The following is a 17,533-nucleotide window of genomic DNA, read 5'->3' as shown; positions in this document are numbered from 1 at the left end:
CGCCATCCTCCGTTCTATAAGCCGCCGTACCGTCTCGCCCTACGCTGGTATTCCCCGACCGCCTTGCGAAACAGCGGCTCGTCGAAATCCGGCCAGTAAATGTCAGTAAACCATAGCTCCGCGTAGGCCATCTGCCAGAGCATAAAATTGCTGATCCGAATTTCCCCGCTCGTCCGAATGATCATGTCGGGATCCGGCAAGTCGGCGGAGAGCAGGCAGGCGGATACGTCCTCCTCCGTAATCTCTTCCGGAGTCAGGTGTCCTTGCTGAACCGCCTCGGCCAGCTGGCGAATCGCCGATAAAATCTCGAGCCGACTGCCATAATTAAACGCAAAATTAAGTATAAGACCGGTGTTCTCCTTCGTCCGTTCAATGGCTTCTTCGACCGCTGCGAGCGTATGCGGAGGTACGTTGTCTCTCCAGCCCATCATGCGGACTTGCACATTTTTCTGGACGAGCTCCTCGATCTCGAGTAGCAGAAATTCCTGCGGAAGCTTCATCAGAAACTCCACTTCATCCTGAGGCCGCTTCCAGTTTTCCGTAGAGAAGGAATACAGCGTCAGCACCTTCACGCCGAGATCGTTCGCCGCCATCGTCACCCGTTTGATCGCCTTCATGCCCGCATGATGCCCCGCGACGCGCGGCAACCCTCTGCGCTTCGCCCATCGACCATTGCCATCCATAATAATGGCAATATGGACGGGAATGTTGTCCGGCATAATCTCGACCGCTTCTTCAGCGGCAGGCTCCGGTTGGGTCCACAAACGTTTCAGTCGTTGCCACATGACTCTCTTCCCCCATAATCCATCAACGTTAGCGTTGCCGATCCAAGATGCAATACCTGCATTTAGACAAAAATCCCCCAACTGCAGGGGACTCTCGATAAGCTTCTATTACACTTCCATGATTTCTTTCTCTTTGGCGGCCAGCACTTTATCCACTTCCGCGATAAACTTGTCGGTCGCTTTCTGGATATCGTCCTGGTGCCGCTTGGACTCGTCTTCGGAGATGCTGGACGCTTTCTCCAACTTCTTGATTTCGTCGTTTGCGTCGCGGCGGACGTTGCGGATCGCCACTTTCGCCTCTTCGCCGGACTTCTTCGTCATCTTGACCAGATCCGCACGGCGTTCTTCCGTCAGCGGCGGAATCGACAGTCGGATCGTCAGCCCGTCGTTCGACGGCGTCAGCCCGATGTCGGACTTCAGAATCGCCTTCTCGATCACGGAGAGTGACGATTTGTCCCACGGTTGAATGAGCAGTGTGCGGGAATCCGGCGTATTGATGTTGGCCAGCTGATTCACCGGCGTCAACGCTCCGTAGTATTCCGCTTGCACGCGGTCCAGCAAAGCGGGGGTTGCTCGTCCGGCGCGAAGCGTGGCAAGCTCCTTTTTCAGCGAGCCAATCGCTTTGTCCATCCGATCATCTGCGTTTTTCTTTATCGTTTGCGGCATTAGTCGTTACTCCCTTTCACAATCGTTCCGATTTTTTCACCGAGAACGACACGTTTAATGTTCCCTTTCTCGGTGATGGAGAATACGATCAGCGGAATGTTGTTATCCATGCAGAGGGAAGACGCGGTGGAATCCATAACCCCGAGGTTGCGGCTGATGACTTCCATGTACGTCAAGGTGTCGAACTTCTCGGCCGTCGCGTCCTTGAACGGGTCCGCGCTGTATACGCCGTCCACCTTGTTCTTCGCCATGAGGATCACTTCCGCTTCGATCTCGGCGGCCCGCAGCGCGGCCGTCGTGTCCGTGGAGAAGTAAGGATTACCTGTGCCGGCTGCGAATATGACGACGCGGCCTTTCTCCAGATGGCGAATAGCACGGCGGCGAATGTAGGGCTCGGCTACTTGCTGCATCGTAATGGATGTTTGAACGCGGGTAGGAACTTCAATTTGCTCCAGCGCATCCTGCAAAGCTAAGGAATTCATCACGGTGGCCAGCATGCCCATGTAGTCAGCCGTCGCCCGGTCAATGCCTTTGGCACTTCCGGCGATCCCCCGCCAAATGTTGCCGCCGCCCACGACAATCGCCACTTCCACGTTCAATTGATGCACTTCTTTCACTTGCGAGGCGATCGAAGCGATCATCTCGCTGTCGATTCCGTAGCCTTGCTGCCCGGCCAGCGCTTCCCCGCTTAACTTCAAGATAACCCGCTTGAACATTGGTCGTTCCAACTTCGTTTCCTCCTAGATTGACGAATCCTGCTGACAAGGCATACCGTTCTGTTCTTAAAAAACAAGGAACACAGCGTGTTCCTTGTTGTAGGGTTCTCTTATAGACGAGCTTGGGACATGACTTCTTCTACGAAGTTGTCCACTTTCTTCTCGAGGCCTTCGCCCAGTTCATATCGAACAAAACGACGGATGGTGATGTTCTCACCGATCGTTGCCACTTTTTCTTTCAGCAGGGTGGACACGGTTTTGTCCGGATCCTTAATGAATCCTTGCTCCATCAGACAGAACTCTTCGTAGTATTTCCCCAAACGGCCTTCGACCATTTTCTCTACGATTTTCTCAGGTTTGCCTTCGTTCAGAGCTTGGGCACGCAAAATTTCGCGTTCTTTGTCCAGCTCTTCTTGGGACACTTCTTCGCGGCGAACGAAACGAGGGTTCGTTGCGGCGATTTGCATGGCAATGTCTCTAACGAACTCGCGGAACGAGTCGGTTTTGGCTACGAAGTCGGTTTCGCAGTTGACTTCTACGAGTACGCCGATCCGTCCGCCAGCATGGATATAGGATTCTACTACGCCTTCAGTAGCGATGCGGCCGGCTTTATTTGCAGCTGCCGCCAGCCCTTTTTCACGCAAAATCTCAGAAGCTTTCGTCAAATCCCCGTCCGCTGCTTCCAGCGCCTTTTTGCAATCGAGCATCCCTGCTCCGGTTTTTTCGCGCAATTCTTTTACTGCTTGTGCCGATACTGCCATTCCGATGACCTCCTTAGAATTAACTGTCGCTTGTGTCTCTCGCTGCACTATTCCTCAAAAAAAGGGCGGCGGAGGTTAAATAACCTTCAAACCACCCTTAATGTTTCATACAAGCTTAAGTTGTTGATAATCGTGCAATTAAGCCGTCGTTTGTTCGCCTTGCTGCGATTCGATCACGGCATCCGCCATCTTGGCTGTGAGCAGCTTGACCGCGCGGATCGCGTCGTCGTTGCCCGGGATAACGTAGTCGATTTCGTCCGGATCGCAGTTCGTGTCCACGATGCCCACGATTGGGATACCGAGCTTGCGAGCTTCGGCAACCGCGATGCGCTCTTTGCGAGGATCGATGATGAACAAAGCGCTAGGCAGTTTCTTCATGTTCTTGATGCCGCCGAGGAACTTCTCGAGGCGCTCTTTCTCCTTGCGGAGAATGATAACTTCTTTCTTAGGAAGAACTTCGAACGTACCGTCGTTTTCCCACTTGTCCAGCTCGTGCAAACGGCTTACGCGCTTCTGGATGGTCGAGAAGTTGGTCAAAGTGCCGCCCAACCAACGTTGGTTGATGTAGTACATGCCGCAACGCTCTGCTTCTTCAGCAACCGAATCTTGCGCTTGCTTCTTCGTGCCGACGAACAGCATAGTGCCGCCCTCTTCTGCTACGGACTTGACAAAGTTGTATGCTTCCTCAACTTTTTTCACAGTCTTTTGCAGGTCGATAATGTAAATTCCGTTTCTTTCGGTGAAGATGTAACGATCCATTTTCGGGTTCCAACGACGGGTCTGGTGACCGAAGTGTACCCCAGCTTCAAGCAGCTGTTTCATGGAGATTACTGCCATCCTCACGCACCTCCTCAGGTTTGGTTTTTGTGGTTTCCTCCGCCGCCCGCATCTCCCGACAAAACTGTTTGTTCAACAGCACCCTTGTCGAAATTAAGCGACGTGTGGTTTTTAACACCGTCAACTACTATACCACAACTGAATATCTCCTTGCAACAGCAAGCGAACCTTTCCATAGAGAGGAAAGGTTCGGGTTAAGGACCGGCCGTTATTTTCTTCATGACATCCTCGGCATCGTTCAGCTTGTCGAACGTATAGTTGCCGTATCGGATTTTCTCGGTCAATCCTCGCTGCAGCAACAAATCGATCAAGGCGTTAGGCTCTTGCAGCACTTTGTACTGAACGAGCAAATGAGCGACCGACGTCGCATCCAGCTTATCCGGGATATAGACCATCAGCGCAGTAGGCTGTACGGTCGGCACCGGAGTTGAAGTAGAAGAAGCAGCATTCGACGATGTCGGAGACGGGGTTGTCGCAGCCGACTTCGCCTTGTCGTCCTCAATCGCTCTTCTCTTAATCTCTTCGATCTGAGCGGTCGTATAGGCGATCTGATCCTTAGGCACGACCTTCAATTGAAGCCGTTCCGCCTCCAGGGCAAGCTGCTGCTGCGTCATAGGCAGTCCAGTCTGTTCAGCAGTCGCTTCGTTCCGTTCGGGGTCGGCGATCCACAGCAGCTGCAACAAGACGGCGCCTGCAATCAGGCCGATCCCGAGCCCGATGATGAACGTACGATTTTTAAGCACGGACGCGGTCCTCCTGTTTGGCCAGCTGCAAGATGAGCATTACTTCGCCTTTATTCATGCCGAGCTTCTTCGCGATATAATCGACCGACTTGCCTTGCTTCTCCAGCTGGAATAGCTCGGCGTACCGGTTGCGGATGTTGATGCCTCTAGGTTCTGGCGTCGGTGCCGAAGCTGCAGCCGCGTGCCCAACCGATTCAATCGGAATGGGCTTGTCCGACAAACGGGCGACAGAAGCCGAAAGCGTGGCTCCTGCAGCTGGCGCTGTCGAATAGCCTTCCGCCTGTGGCACCGCCGATTGCACATAAGCTTGCGTCACGGCAGGCTGCGACTTGCGGGTCTCCTCAGCTTGCAGCAGCCGATCAAGCTGCTTGGACACTTCGCCGTTATTCCGCTCAAGCGCTTCGATGCGCCCTTGCAGCTTGGCGGAATGTTTCTCGTGGTCATGCTTCATCGCCGAAACTAGCTGAAGCAGCTGCCGATTCTCTTCCTCGAGCTCGGCCGAGAATTGCTCCATCGTATCTTCGATCGCCTGCATCGTGTTCGCTGCAGGCTTCGGCTGCTGGCGGGTGCTCGGCCGGATTAAGGCGAAAACGAGCAGGACGGCGCCTAGCAGAACGATATAATGCCATGGTTCCATAAAGCGATTTTCCCTTCCTCCGTCGCACGATTTAGAGCGACATATCGATGTGGTGCCCCTTGTAGGGATGCTCCGCCGATTCTTCCGCCTGCTTCTTGGTCGACTTGGCGGCGGATGCGTAGGGCGACTTGCCAGGCGGCTTGTTCCCGCCGCGGCTTTGCTCGTCCTTGATCCGCTGCGGCTGTGCCTCTTCAACCTTTGCCGTCTTCTGCCGGGAACGGATCGTTTCCTGCGCGGTTCCGGCCGCGAGCTGCGCTTGATCCAGCATCGGCTTGTGGATCAACTGGTTCTGCACCATCCCCGCGTCTTTCGTACGCGGAATCGCCATTTGCATTTCTACCGATTTTAAGCTCATACGATCACCTCATTATAGGTCCTGTATGAAACGGTGGCAAGATCGGCTGTCTTCGCTGCAAGGATAAACTATGAATTCGGGAGCATGGCTATATCGCCGTCCAAATATTTGAAATACACTCTCGGAGCCACTTCCTTGACGAAGCGCGTGTACCGGCCGATAACGATCTTCGTTCCGCCGTATACGATCGAGATGATCTCGACTCTCGCCTTGTCGGTGTCCTCCAGCGTACGCTCTATTTCCAATATACGCTCCTTGGCGGCGGCTTGTTCTTCGATCGCTTGTTTCTTCGTATGACTGAGCTTGATTCGCATTGCCATCCGTTCGGGGCTGAGCTGGCCGGTAACAGCCATTTGATCGAGCAAAACGAGCGCCTTGTCGGTTTTGTCCAGGCTCTCGGCCAGCACCTTCAGCTGCGCTCGGAGAGCGGACAATTCATTGCGCAGCTCAGGTAATACCCCGACCTCAATGGTCGTTGGGGTTGACATCGTATTGCCTACCGTTCGCGCCACTACCTTCTCGCCGGCTTGCACGATTCCTCCGATGAGCAGCCCTTTGGCCCCTTTGCAAATCACGTTGCGACCGGCGCGAATTTGCGAATGCATGATACTGTGCGTCACGAGAATATCTTGAGCCGCCTCGACCTGGGCGTCCTGGATGAACGAGCTCTTGACGTTGAGCCCGGCGCGTATCAATCCCTTGTTATGCCCCAGGATGCCGGCGCCGATCTCGATCGACCCGACCGCCTCCAGCTCTGCGCTTTCTACACCGCCCGTCACGCGGATATCGCCCGCCGCCTTCACTTTGAAGCCGGGCAAAACGTTTCCCCGGATGACTACGCTGCCGAAAAAGTCGATGTTGCCGATCCTGTAGTCGACATCCCCGTTCACTTCGTATATCGGGAAGACGTTGATTTTGCCTCGGTCGGTAATCGAGATCATGCCGTCCATCGCAGCGTACAACGCTAGCTGCTCAGCATCTGCAACGACGTTTTTTCCGATCTTGAACCGCACGTCCTTCCCGTTTTTGCCGTCCAGAATATCCCCGGTTACAGCACGGCCCGGCGATCCGAGTCCAGCCAGAAGGCGTTCGGCGATCAACTGTCCTTTGCGTACGTTCATGATCCTGGATATTTCTTTAAAATCGACGGTGCCGTCGTCCATTTCGAGCGGGCGCCGGATCGCTTCGTCCGGATCGTAGATCATCCGGATTTCGCCGTCTTTGCCCGGCTGCGGGCGTTCGCCTTCCGCAATCAACGTCTGCTTCCCGGCAAACTTTCTCACGCTCTCCGCGATCTGCTGCAGAATGCCGTACTTCACTCCGAACTTGACACGGTGCGAAGCGAGGAGCTGTTCCAAATCTTTTACAGTGCAAGTAATCGGCTCGGCCATCGGCAAGATCGACAAATAAGCACTGATCTTGTCATCCGACAGCTCCACGGTCATCCATTGGTCTACAGCGTTCTCACTGGACAAACTTTTTCCTCCCCCCGCCAATCAATCCTCAAGCAGTTGGTTCTTCCATCTGCCAAGCGAGCCTCTGAGCCGCAATATTGCTTTGGAATGCAGCTGCGAGATCCGCGACGGCGACAAGGACATCACCTCGGCGATTTCACTGAGCGACAGCTCCTCGTAGTAAAACAGAGAGACGACTGTCCGTTCCTTTTCGGTCAATTTCTCGATCGCTTTGGCTAACGACTCTTTCAAGAAAAACTCGTTTACCTTATATTCCGGATTTTTGGCCTTCTCGTCTATCATAAGCGACAACCGCGTCTCGGATTCCTCCTCCTTGATCGGGTCGTCGAACGAACAAATCGCAGTAATCGATATTTCCTGAAGCATGTGTTGAAATTCTTTCTCACTGATCTGCAAATACTCGCTCATTTCCGTATCGGTTACGGAGCGCAAATAATGCTGCTCGAGCTTCTGATACGCGTCCTCCAGCCGCTTCGCCTTCTCGCGCACCGACCGTGGGACCCAGTCGCCTTGCCGCAGCCCGTCGATCGTCGCTCCGCGAATACGCCAGGAAGCATACGTCTCGAACTGCAGGCCCCGCTCGTAATCGAACTTCTCCACCGCGTCGATCAGACCCAACATGCCGTGGCTGCACAGATCGTCCCGGGACACGTTCTTGGGGAGGCCGACTAGCAAACGGCCGACGACATAGTCGACCAGCGGCAAATATTGCTCGATCAACTGCTGCTTCGCCGCAAGCAAGCCTTCCACTTTCCACGCTTTCCATAACTCGACATTGGATAGATGGGATTGCTTTTGTTGAATCATTCCTACCGCACTCCTTACTCTTCAGTAAAGCGTCGCAGTGCCTGGGCCATCTCCTCCGGTTCACCGGGAGCGGTCGTCAGCCTCTTCGGCTTGAGCAGCGTAAATTCGTCCGGGGATGGTGCCGACGCACCGTTCATGCCGTTCTTCAACAGCTCATTCAGCTCCGCCTCATCGTTCGGGGTGACCGAATAGACGGAATTGCCCTTGCCGGCTTCCTCCACCGCCTCGTTCCCCTCTTCATGCTGCAGCTCCTTCAACCCCGCTAACGTTCCGAGCACCCATCTGACTGCGAAGCCAACTCCGAACATGATGATAAAGCCATAGCTGCTGTGTAATAGAGTAGTGGTAAAATAATTATCGCCGACCGATAGCAGAAACGTTAATCCGAACCCCAATACACCCAACGCCAGATTCCAACGCACGGTTCCAATCATCAGATCTCCCTTGCTCCTTGCTGCACGGTACGTAAAACAAGCACTCCCGTTTGGTTGTAAAATTCGATCGTGCGGCCGAAATTGCCGCCCGTATCCTCCGCACGCACCGGAATGCCAGCCCGGCTCAAAATCGCTTTGCAAGACTCTACGTTGCGAGGGCCGATGCGCATCGTGTCGGAGCTGCCGGAGAAGGCGAACATCTGCGCTCCTCCGGCCAGCTTCGCTTCGAGCCTCAGCTTGCCCGCACCGGCTTGAATCATCCGCTCAATCAGAGCGGGAATGGCGGTATCCGCATACTTGGCTACGTTCAGCGTCCCTTCCTTGGCGATTTCCGAGGAAGGAAGCATAATATGAGCCATGCCGGCGACTTTCGTCTTCGGATCCCACAGGGTTACGCCCACGCACGAACCCAATCCCGTCGTCTTGAGCGTAGTTCCGACCTCTACAATAATGTTGAGGTCGGCCATGCCGACTTTTACGATGAGTTCCGGCATCATTCGAGCGGAACTCCTAAGGCATGGAACAGTTTGCCGAACGCTGCGGGGTCCGGAATGAAGAAGAAGTGGCCTTCCACATGGTCTTTCCCTTCCAGAAACTGAGTGTCGATAAAGAGGGCGTGGTCCCCCATTTCGCCATATTGCAGAAACCCGTAGCTTACGATTGCTCCAAGCATGTCAATCGCCAGCGCAGGGACGGTAGGAATTAAATGAAGCTTGGTGAAGTCGGCGAGGGAGGACAAGTAGGAGCCGGCCAGGATGTTGCCGATTTCCCCGAGGGCGGACAGCTCCATCTCGGAATAGCTGCCCTCCACTTCCACTTCGATACCGGCGAAGTTCGAGAGCAGCCGTTTGGCCGAAGCCGGGGTGAAGAAAAAGAACATATTGCCCGGCGCTTCGCCTTCGACGCGGAGGAACACCGCCAGCACCACTTGATCGGCTCCGCCGACGCTGTTCACGATATCCTCGAACGGCAGCAGATTGACTCGCGGCACCTGCATGTCGATCGGCTTATCGAGCAACTGCGACAAGGCTGTAGCGGCGTTACCCGCTCCGATGTTGCCGACTTCCTTCAGCACATCCATTTGAAATTCAGCGAAATGGTAGAAGTTTGTCATCCTATGCCGTCTACGCCTCTAGCTGTTCCAATTGCACGATCTCGCTCTTGTTCAGCACTTCCTCCAGATTGAGCAGCACAAGCAGATTGCCGCCGGACAGCTTCGCTACGCCGCGCAAATATTTGGCTCGGATGCCGCCTACGATCTCCGGCGGATCCTCGATCGAGTCGGTATTGACGTCGAGCACGTCGTTCGCCGAATCCACGATCAGCCCGACTTCCATTTCCTTCACCGCGACAATAATGATCCGCGAATTATCGGTATAGTCCGACTCCGGCAGCTGGAAGCGGCCGCGAAGGTCGATGACCGGCACGACGACGCCGCGCAAGTTGATGACGCCCTTCACGAAAGCCGGCGTCTTCGGCACGCGCGTGAGCGGCTGCATCCGCTCGATCGTCCGAACCCGCTCCACCTCTACTCCATATTGTTCATGCGCCAATGTAAATACGATGACCTTCAACTCTTCTCCCATCGTTCAGCCCTCCTATTTGATCAAAGCGTTCGTATCGAGAATGAGAGCGACTTGCCCGTCGCCTAATATGGTAGCGCCGGAAACGGCAAACAAGTTCGTCAAATATTTGCCTAGCGACTTCAGCACGATCTCCTGCTGGCCGATCAAATCATCCACCATGAGAGCGGCCATTTTGTCGCCCTTGCGGATGACGACAATCTCCGTTTCGCTCTCCTTCTCCTCGGAGTAGCTCGGGATATCGAACAGCTTGCTAAGCGACACAAGCGGGATAATATGGTTGCGGAACTCGATTACCTTGCTGCCGTGCATGAGGCGGATCTGGCTGCGCTGCACGATCGACGTCTCGAGAATCGACGTGAGCGGGATCGCGTATTTCTCGTCGCCCATCTTGATCAGCATCGCCGAGATGATCGAGAGCGTCAGCGGTAGCTGCACCGAGAACGTCGTGCCCACGCCAAGCTGGGAAGTAATCTGCACGTGACCGCCCAGCGATTCGATCTTCGTCTTCACGACGTCGAGCCCTACGCCCCGGCCGGAAACATCGGAAATTTTGTCCGCTGTGCTGAACCCGGAGGCGAACAGCAGCTGGAACACTTGCTCATCCGGCAAACCTTTTGCTTGCTCTGCCGACAGAACGCCTTTGGAGATAGCCGACTTCAGCACTTTATCTCGGTCTATTCCTTTGCCGTCCTCTTGAATCTCGATAAACACATGATTGCCGCTATGGAAGGCGCGCAGCTGCACGGTGCCGGTCTCCGGCTTGCCGGCCGCAATGCGGTCCGCTATCGTCTCAATGCCGTGGTCGACTGCATTGCGGAGCAGGTGGACGAGCGGATCGCCGATCTCTTCGATCACCGTGCGGTCCAGCTCGGTGTCGGCCCCGGTGATGACCAGGTCGACCTTCTTGTCGAGCGACTTGGCCAAGTCGCGGATCATGCGCGGGAACCGGTTGAAGACGGTATCGACCGGGACCATGCGCAGCTTCAACACGATATTTTGCAAATCCGAGCTCACGCGGGCCATATGCTCTACAGTCTCGGTCAGTTCGTTGCGGCGGATTTCGCTCGCCAGCTGCTCGAGCCGAACGCGATCGATCAAGAGCTCGCTGAACAAATTCATCAAGACGTCCAACCGCTCGATGTCGACCCGGATCGTCCGGTTCGCGACCGGGGCCGTGCCATTCTGCTGCTGGGCGGGAGCGGCAGCAGCGCCTTGCGGCTTCTCCAGCACCGCGCTGGCGGCGGAAATCTGCCCGATCGCCGACACAGTCGCTTTGCCGCCCGAAGAGCCCGATGCTCCCTGCGAGCCCGCCGGCGCGGACGCCAGCTGGTGGAGCGAGGCCGAATCCAGCTTTTGCAGCTTTACGGACTCGATCTCGCTGATTTTGTTAAGCGCCGTCTCGAGCGCCGCTCCTTCGGAATGGGAGACGACAAACAGCGAAAAGGAACGGTCGAATCTCTCCTTCTCGATGTCCTCGACCGGTGGAATCGACTTGACGACTTCCCCGTTCTGCTCCAGCGTATCGAATACCATATATGCCCGAGCCGCTTTAAGTATGCATGTGGTCTGGAGCGACACTTCGATCCGGAATACGTTCATGCCGGCCTCAAGCGACTGCAGAAGCACGGAATATTGGAACTCGTCCAACCGATCGGGCGAAGCGCCTTGTCCGGAGGAGGTAGCGGCGGAAGCCGTCCCGGAACCGCCGGACGCGCCTTGCTCGTACTCGCCGGAGACGATCGCCTTCAGGCTGATCACGATATCGGTGACGTCGGCTTTGCCGGTCCCTCCGGCGATGATGTCGTGCACCATCGTCTCCAGGGCATCGACGCTGCGGAAGACGGAATCGAAGATGTAAGGATTCATCTGCAGCTTGTAGTTGCGCACGAGATCGAGCACATTCTCCATCTCGTGGGTGAGCAGCGCCAAATCTTCATAGCCCATCGTGGCGGACATGCCCTTCAATGTATGCGCCGAGCGGAAAATCACTTGCACGATGCCGATGTCTTCCGGACTTGCTTCAAGTTTGAGCAAGTTTTCGTTCATCGCCTGCAGGTGTTCCTTCGACTCGTCTATGAACATGCTTAAGTATTGATTCAGTTCCAACTCCCGACACCTCCCAATAGTCGCTTGCTCCTGGTATGCTGGTATGACTACTTGGCGTTACCCGCGACTGCCTCAACGAGCTTGGACGCCATCTGATGCAGCGGCAGCTCCAGCATCGCTCCCCCTGCCTCCTTCGCGGCTCTAGGCATGCCGTACACGATGCAAGTCTCGCTCGACTCGGCGATCGTCAGGACGGCTCCTGCCTGCTTCAGGGCGAGCATGCCTTGCGCGCCGTCGCTGCCCATGCCGGTCAGCAGCAGCACATGCCGTCTGAGTTCCTTCAGCGGGATCAGCGTTTCGAACAGCGTATCTACACAAGGACGGTGCCCGCCTCGCGGCTCCTCCTGGCTCAGTTGCACCCGGTAGCCCCCGAGTTCGTGCCGCACGACCCCCATATGCCAGCCGCCCGGCGCGATATAAGCGGTGCCGTTCTCGAGCTCCATCCCCTGCTCGGCCTCGATGACGCGGATATGCGAGTTCGAGTCCAGCCGCTGGGCGAGCGAACGGGTAAAGTTCGGCGGCATATGCTGCACGATGACGATCGGCGCGGGGAAACTCGTCGGCAATCCCGTCAGCACCTGGTGCAGCGCTCGCGGTCCGCCCGTGGATGTGCCGATCGCCACCAGCTGATCCACCCGGCCGCCGATGAGCGGCTTTGAAGCTGCCGTCGGACTTGTCGGCACAGGGGGCGGTATCGCCGCACGCGTCACCGCCGACGGAGCCTCCAGCCGCCGCTCCTTGGCCGCTCTCGGCTCGGCAGGCGGCTTCACCGGCTTCGGCCCCACGGGTGGGGCCGGCCTTGCCAGAGGAGGCGGCGGCGGGAGCTTCGACTCCAGCGGCTTGATGCGCGATGTCGCCGCGACGTACAGCTTGTCGAGGAGCATCTCCTGCACCTTGAACAAGTCAAGCGAGATCGACCCGGAAGGCTTGCGAACGAAATCGAACGCGCCGGCCTCAAGCGCCTCGATTGTCGTCTTGGCGCCTTCCTCGGTCAAGCTGCTGAGCATGATGACCGGCGTCGGCCGCTCGGCCATAATTCGCTTCAGCGCCTCCAGCCCGTTCATCTCCGGCATTTCGACGTCCAGCGTCACGACATCCGGCGCCAACTGCACGACCTTCTGTACCGCTTCTTTGCCGTTGCGGGCCGTGTCCAGCACCTCGAAGCGGGGATCCTCGCCGATCATGTCCGAGATGATCTTGCGCATGAATACCGAATCATCCACAACCAACACTTTTTGTTTCTGCATCGCGATCACCCTTTCCTTGATGTCGTGCCGCTTCTAGGGAGAGGGGGAACTATTTCAACATCTTCAGCATTTTGCTCAAGAACCCTTTGACCCCTGCGTTTTCCTTCACGGCTTCCGGGACCAGCTCACCGGCCAGGAACCGCTCTGCCAGCTCCCCGATGCTGCGGCTGGCCAGGCTGTTCGGGAATGCGATCGTGAAAGGCACTTGCCGTTTGACCGCCTTGGACACCGAGATGTCGTCCTCCACGAAACCAAGGGTCGGAATGTCCAAGTCCAGAAACTTTTTGGCGACCATACTAATCTTATCGGCCGTCAGCTTGCCTTCCCGCGGATCGGTCACCCGATTCACGACCAGCTTGAACTTGACGTCCAGATCCATGGAATGCACCATCTTGATGATGGCATAAGCATCCGTAATCGAGGTCGGCTCCGGCGTTGTGACGACGATCGTCTCGTTGGCCGCCACGATAAATTTGAGCGTTTCCTTGGAAAGACCGGCCCCCGTATCGAAAATGATGTAGTCCACGTACCCGTTCAACAAATTCACTTGATCCGCGAAATAGTCGACTTCTTCCTCGGTAAGCCGGATCAAATCGTTGAACCCCGAGCCGCCGGCAATGAACTCGATATCGTTGTAGCCCTTATGAATAATTTCCCAAATCGTTTTCTCCCGTTTCAGCAGGTGGTACAGGCTATACTTGGAAGAGACGCCCATCAGCACGTCGATGTTGGCTAGCCCGATGTCAGCGTCGAACACCAGCACTTTGTAGCCTTTGGCTTGGAGGGTCAGCGCGAAATTCAGCGTAAAATTGGACTTGCCCACCCCGCCCTTCCCGCTTGTAACGGTGATGATCCGGGTTCCGGTGGTCCGGGTTTCCTGTTGTTGATGGCGGACAAGGTTGCGCAGGCTTTGGGCTTGATCGCTCATTCGGTGGGTTCCTCCAAGATGCGGTTGATCAATTGGTCTTCATCCGCTTCCTGAATGTCGTCCGGAACATTCTGGCCGTTCGTTATGTACGACAGGCGGAGCGGGAAGTCATAGAGCAGGTTGAAAATCGAGCCGTAGGTGCGGGTTTCGTCCATCTTTGTGAACAGCACCTTGTCAAGCCGGAACTTGGCGAAATTGTCGGTGATCGCCTTCATGTCCTTGTACTTGGAAGAGAGGCTCAGGACGAGGAACGTCTCGCTTTTGCCTTTGGCATGCAGCAGCGAGTTCAATTCCGAGACGTACATCGGGTTGCGGAAGTTGCGGCCCGCCGTATCCATGAAGATCAGCTCGCAATCCTTGAGCTGCGTGAATGCGCGAACTAGCTCTTGCGGAGAGAAGACAACCTCGAGCGGCACGTTCAAGATGGTGGCGTATGTCTTCAACTGCTCGACCGCGGCAATCCGGTACGTATCCGAGGTGATGAAGCCAACCTTGCGGTTGTACTTCAGCACTTGCTCGGCCGCCAGCTTCGCGATCGTCGTCGTCTTGCCGACCCCAGTCGGACCCACGAAATGAGCGATACGCGTATCCGACTGCAAGCTCTTCTCGCCGGCAGGCGGTGTGAGCAAATCCTTCAACTGCCTGCGTACCATCTCCAGCGCGAACTGTTCCGTGCCGGGCGACGACTCCGCAGTGAATTCCTCCGCCGCCAGCCGGATGATCCGTTCGGCCAAATCTTCTTCGAACTCATGCTCCAGCAGGCGGGATTTATATTTTAGCAGCGGTTCGGGATAAGCCGGCTCATCGTTAAGCTTCTTGGACAGCTTGGCCATCATATCCTTCATCTGCTTGATTTCTTCAAGCAACAGCTCTTCTCTCGGCTTCGCTTTGGAAGCGGCGGAAGATTGGGCGACCGAAACAACCGGTGCTGCCGACGGTGCAGGCGCTACGGCAATGGCTGGCTTCACCGACTGGCTTACCGTTGGCGGCAATAGCGGCTCGTCATGCGCCGTCGCGATAGCCGAAGCCGCCTGCGCGATCGCAGCCTCGAACGATTGCTGCGGATCCTTCGCATAGACGCCGGCGAGCGAGGACTGCGGCATCGGCCTGACTCCGGCGATGGGGGCAATGCCCGTCCCCGATCCGCTCGCAGTCCCATGAAGGGGACCGCCCGCAGAAGGAATTCCAGCTAGCCCCCCACCTCCGGCCGCCGCTTGTTTGACAGCGGCCGGCGCTGCCGCCGCACCGCTAGCATCAATCGCGGCGATCACTTCGATTTTTTTCTTGCCGAACATACCCAGAAACCCGCCGGAGCGAATTTCCTTCGTATTCAAGATGACAGCGTCCTTCCCCAATTCCGTACGAATGCGTTGAAGCGCTTCAGGCATCGAATCAACCACATAGCGTTTCACTCTCATAAATTAACCACCCCAACGCTTTGAATTTCGGCACTTGGTTCAAGCTCGCTGTAGGACAGCACCGTTATATCCTGCATTGTCCGTTCCAGCAGCTGGCGCAAATACATGCGGATCGTCGGCGACGCCAGAATGACGGGCTGCTGCCCATGTTGGATCATGCGAGACACTTGCTCGGACACTTTCTGATAAATCGTCTGCGACGAGTTCGGATCCAAGGCCAAGTAAGAGCCCTGATCCGTCTGCTGAACGCTTTCGGCAATTTTCTTCTCGAGCGTCGGCCCGATGGTAATTACTTTGAGCGAATCGTTGCCGTGAGCGTACTGCAGCGTAATTTGACGGGACAGCGCCTGCCGGACGTACTCCGTTAAAATATCGGGATCCTTCGTATAGCTGCCGTAATCGGCGAGCGCCTCGAAGATCGTGACGAGGTCGCGGATCGAAATTTTTTCTTTCAATAGCTTGGCCAACACCTTCTGGACGTCCCCGACGGAGAGCAAACCCGGAATAAGCTCCTCCACCAGCGCCGGGTAGTTCTCCTTGACGTTGTCGACGAGCTGCCTTGTCTCCTGGCGGCCGATAAGCTCGTGCGCGTGGCGCTTGATGATCTCGGTCAGATGGGTGGCGACCACCGAAGGCGGATCGACCACCGTGTAGCCGGACAGCTCCGCCCGCTCCTTGGTCGGCTCGTCGATCCACATCGCCGGCAGCCCGAAGGCGGGCTCCATCGTCTCGATGCCGACGATCGAATCGTCGTCCAAGCCGGGGCTCATCGCCAAGTAATGATTAAGAAGTAATTCACCGCGGGCCACCGTATTTCCTTTAATTTTGATGACGTATTCGTTCGGCTTCAACTGGATATTGTCGCGAATCCGAATGACCGGAACGACCAGCCCGAGCTCCAAGGCGATCTGCCTCCGGATCATGATGACCCGGTCGAGCAAGTCGCCGCCCTGCTGCGTATCCGCAAGCGGAATGAGCCCGTAGCCGAACTCGAATTCGATCGGATCGACCTGTAGCAAGCCGATGACGCTTTCCGGACTACGCACTTCCTCGATCTGCTGCTCCTCGACAAGCTGCTCGGTCTCCGCTTGCTTCTGGTTCAAGTTCCGCTGCATGCGCACGGCCGCCAAAACGAGCAAGCCGGCGATCGGGAACGTAGTATACCAGTGAATCGGAGTGAATAAGCCCAGGAAAACAAGCGTTCCGGCAACGACATACAAAAGCTTCGGATAGCTGAACATTTGCGCGGTCAAATCGCTGGCGAGATTGCCCTCGGAGGCGGCGCGCGTTACAACGATACCGGCCGCCGTCGAGATGAGCAGCGCCGGAATTTGGCTGATCAGACCGTCGCCGATCGTCAGAATCGAAAACGTCTGCAACGACTCCATCAGGGTGAATCCATGGAACGTCGCCCCGATGATGAGACCGCCGATCATGTTGATGAGCAGGATGATGATGCCCGCGATCGCATCCCCTTTGACGAACTTGCTCGCCCCGTCCATCGCCCCGTAGAAGTCCGCTTCCCGTTCGATCTTGCGGCGGCGATCCTTCGCTTCCTGCTCGTTGATCAAGCCGGAGTTCAAGTCGGCGTCGATACTCATCTGCTTGCCGGGCATCGCGTCGAGCGTGAATCGCGCTCCTACTTCCGCCACGCGCTCCGAGCCCTTCGTGATGACGATGAACTGCACGATGACAAGGATAAGGAAGACGACGAAACCGACGACGAGGTTGTCGCCGGCTACGAAGGAACCGAACGATTCGACGACGTTGCCGGCTTCCGCTTCGGCCAGGATGTTTCTCGTGGTCGAAACGTTTAGCGCCAGCCGGAACAAAGTCGTAATGAGCAGCAAAGTCGGGAAGATGGAGAAGTCGAGCGCGTCTTGCGTGTTCATGGCAATCAATATAATGATGAGCGCTACGCTGATATTGACAATGAGCAGAAAATCCAGAAGAAGCAGCGGAATCGGGACCACCATCATCATCACAATGCCAACAATGCCGGATAAAACAATCAAGTCTCTAGTTTTCATGA

Annotated in this window: 19 protein-coding genes; all 19 read right to left on the bottom strand. The window is 56.1% G+C overall.

What is annotated here, in order from left to right; all coding sequences use genetic code 11:
• Positions 1-14 precede the first annotated feature (14 nt).
• The gene (gene uppS, locus PKO02S_RS07690) at positions 15-785 is read right to left on the bottom strand and encodes an undecaprenyl pyrophosphate synthase (protein ID WP_127580676.1); all 771 of its coding nucleotides are present in this window, start codon (positions 783-785) and stop codon (positions 15-17) included.
• 108 nt (positions 786-893) lie between these two features.
• Positions 894-1,451: a ribosome recycling factor gene (gene frr, locus PKO02S_RS07685; RefSeq protein WP_127580674.1), complete on the bottom strand. Its 558-nt coding sequence runs from the start codon at positions 1,449-1,451 to the stop codon at positions 894-896.
• Positions 1,451-2,179, bottom strand: a complete 729-nt coding sequence (gene pyrH / locus PKO02S_RS07680; RefSeq protein ID WP_127580672.1) for a UMP kinase — start codon at positions 2,177-2,179, stop codon at positions 1,451-1,453. The genes frr and pyrH overlap by 1 nt, the downstream gene beginning before the upstream one ends.
• Positions 2,180-2,277: 98 nt before the next feature.
• On the bottom strand, positions 2,278-2,928 hold the full coding sequence (gene tsf / locus PKO02S_RS07675; RefSeq protein ID WP_127580670.1) for a translation elongation factor Ts: 651 nt from the start codon (positions 2,926-2,928) through the stop codon (positions 2,278-2,280).
• Between the two features lie 138 nt (positions 2,929-3,066).
• On the bottom strand, positions 3,067-3,765 hold the full coding sequence (gene rpsB / locus PKO02S_RS07670) for a 30S ribosomal protein S2 (protein ID WP_127580668.1): 699 nt from the start codon (positions 3,763-3,765) through the stop codon (positions 3,067-3,069).
• A 194-nt stretch (positions 3,766-3,959) separates the two neighbouring features.
• Entirely contained in the window at positions 3,960-4,508 is a 549-nt protein-coding gene (locus PKO02S_RS07665) for a hypothetical protein (RefSeq protein WP_127580666.1), read from the bottom strand.
• Entirely contained in the window at positions 4,501-5,145 is a 645-nt protein-coding gene (locus PKO02S_RS07660; RefSeq protein WP_127580664.1) for a hypothetical protein, read from the bottom strand. The genes PKO02S_RS07665 and PKO02S_RS07660 overlap by 8 nt, the downstream gene beginning before the upstream one ends.
• Before the next feature lie 31 nt (positions 5,146-5,176).
• Complete coding sequence (locus tag PKO02S_RS07655) at positions 5,177-5,500, bottom strand: hypothetical protein (protein ID WP_127580662.1); 324 nt, start codon at positions 5,498-5,500, stop codon at positions 5,177-5,179.
• Between the two features lie 68 nt (positions 5,501-5,568).
• Positions 5,569-6,975, bottom strand: coding sequence for a flagellar assembly protein A (locus tag PKO02S_RS07650; RefSeq protein WP_246066871.1), 1,407 nt, complete (start codon positions 6,973-6,975; stop codon positions 5,569-5,571).
• A gap of 21 nt (positions 6,976-6,996) precedes the next feature.
• A complete protein-coding gene (locus PKO02S_RS07645) occupies positions 6,997-7,782 on the bottom strand; it encodes a FliA/WhiG family RNA polymerase sigma factor (protein WP_127580660.1) in 786 nt (261 codons plus the stop codon).
• 14 nt (positions 7,783-7,796) lie between these two features.
• A complete protein-coding gene (locus PKO02S_RS07640) occupies positions 7,797-8,216 on the bottom strand; it encodes a hypothetical protein (protein ID WP_127580658.1) in 420 nt (139 codons plus the stop codon).
• A complete protein-coding gene (locus PKO02S_RS07635) occupies positions 8,216-8,713 on the bottom strand; it encodes a chemotaxis protein CheD (RefSeq protein WP_127580656.1) in 498 nt (165 codons plus the stop codon). Before PKO02S_RS07635 ends, PKO02S_RS07640 begins: the two co-directional genes overlap by 1 nt.
• Positions 8,710-9,330: a chemotaxis protein CheC gene (locus PKO02S_RS07630; RefSeq protein WP_127580654.1), complete on the bottom strand. Its 621-nt coding sequence runs from the start codon at positions 9,328-9,330 to the stop codon at positions 8,710-8,712. Before PKO02S_RS07630 ends, PKO02S_RS07635 begins: the two co-directional genes overlap by 4 nt.
• Before the next feature lie 10 nt (positions 9,331-9,340).
• Entirely contained in the window at positions 9,341-9,802 is a 462-nt protein-coding gene (locus PKO02S_RS07625) for a chemotaxis protein CheW (RefSeq protein ID WP_127580652.1), read from the bottom strand.
• 12 nt (positions 9,803-9,814) lie between these two features.
• The gene (locus PKO02S_RS07620) at positions 9,815-11,908 is read right to left on the bottom strand and encodes a chemotaxis protein CheA (RefSeq protein WP_127580650.1); all 2,094 of its coding nucleotides are present in this window, start codon (positions 11,906-11,908) and stop codon (positions 9,815-9,817) included.
• Positions 11,909-11,955: 47 nt separating this feature from the next.
• Positions 11,956-13,155, bottom strand: coding sequence for a protein-glutamate methylesterase/protein-glutamine glutaminase (locus tag PKO02S_RS07615; RefSeq protein ID WP_127580648.1), 1,200 nt, complete (start codon positions 13,153-13,155; stop codon positions 11,956-11,958).
• Positions 13,156-13,204: 49 nt separating this feature from the next.
• Positions 13,205-14,083: a MinD/ParA family protein gene (locus tag PKO02S_RS07610; protein ID WP_127580646.1), complete on the bottom strand. Its 879-nt coding sequence runs from the start codon at positions 14,081-14,083 to the stop codon at positions 13,205-13,207.
• The gene (gene flhF / locus PKO02S_RS07605; RefSeq protein ID WP_127580644.1) at positions 14,080-15,501 is read right to left on the bottom strand and encodes a flagellar biosynthesis GTPase FlhF; all 1,422 of its coding nucleotides are present in this window, start codon (positions 15,499-15,501) and stop codon (positions 14,080-14,082) included. The genes PKO02S_RS07610 and flhF overlap by 4 nt, the downstream gene beginning before the upstream one ends.
• The gene (flhA, locus tag PKO02S_RS07600) at positions 15,498-17,531 is read right to left on the bottom strand and encodes a flagellar biosynthesis protein FlhA (RefSeq protein ID WP_127580642.1); all 2,034 of its coding nucleotides are present in this window, start codon (positions 17,529-17,531) and stop codon (positions 15,498-15,500) included. Before flhA ends, flhF begins: the two co-directional genes overlap by 4 nt.
• Positions 17,532-17,533: the final 2 nt, after the last annotated feature.

It is taken from the genome of Paenibacillus koleovorans NBRC 103111 (assembly GCF_004000845.1).
In the GTDB taxonomy this organism is placed as follows: Bacteria; Bacillota; Bacilli; order Paenibacillales; family NBRC-103111; genus Paenibacillus_AA; species Paenibacillus_AA koleovorans.
The sequence above is the reverse complement of the archived record's forward strand: the minus strand, read 5'-3'. Positions and strand labels throughout refer to the sequence as shown.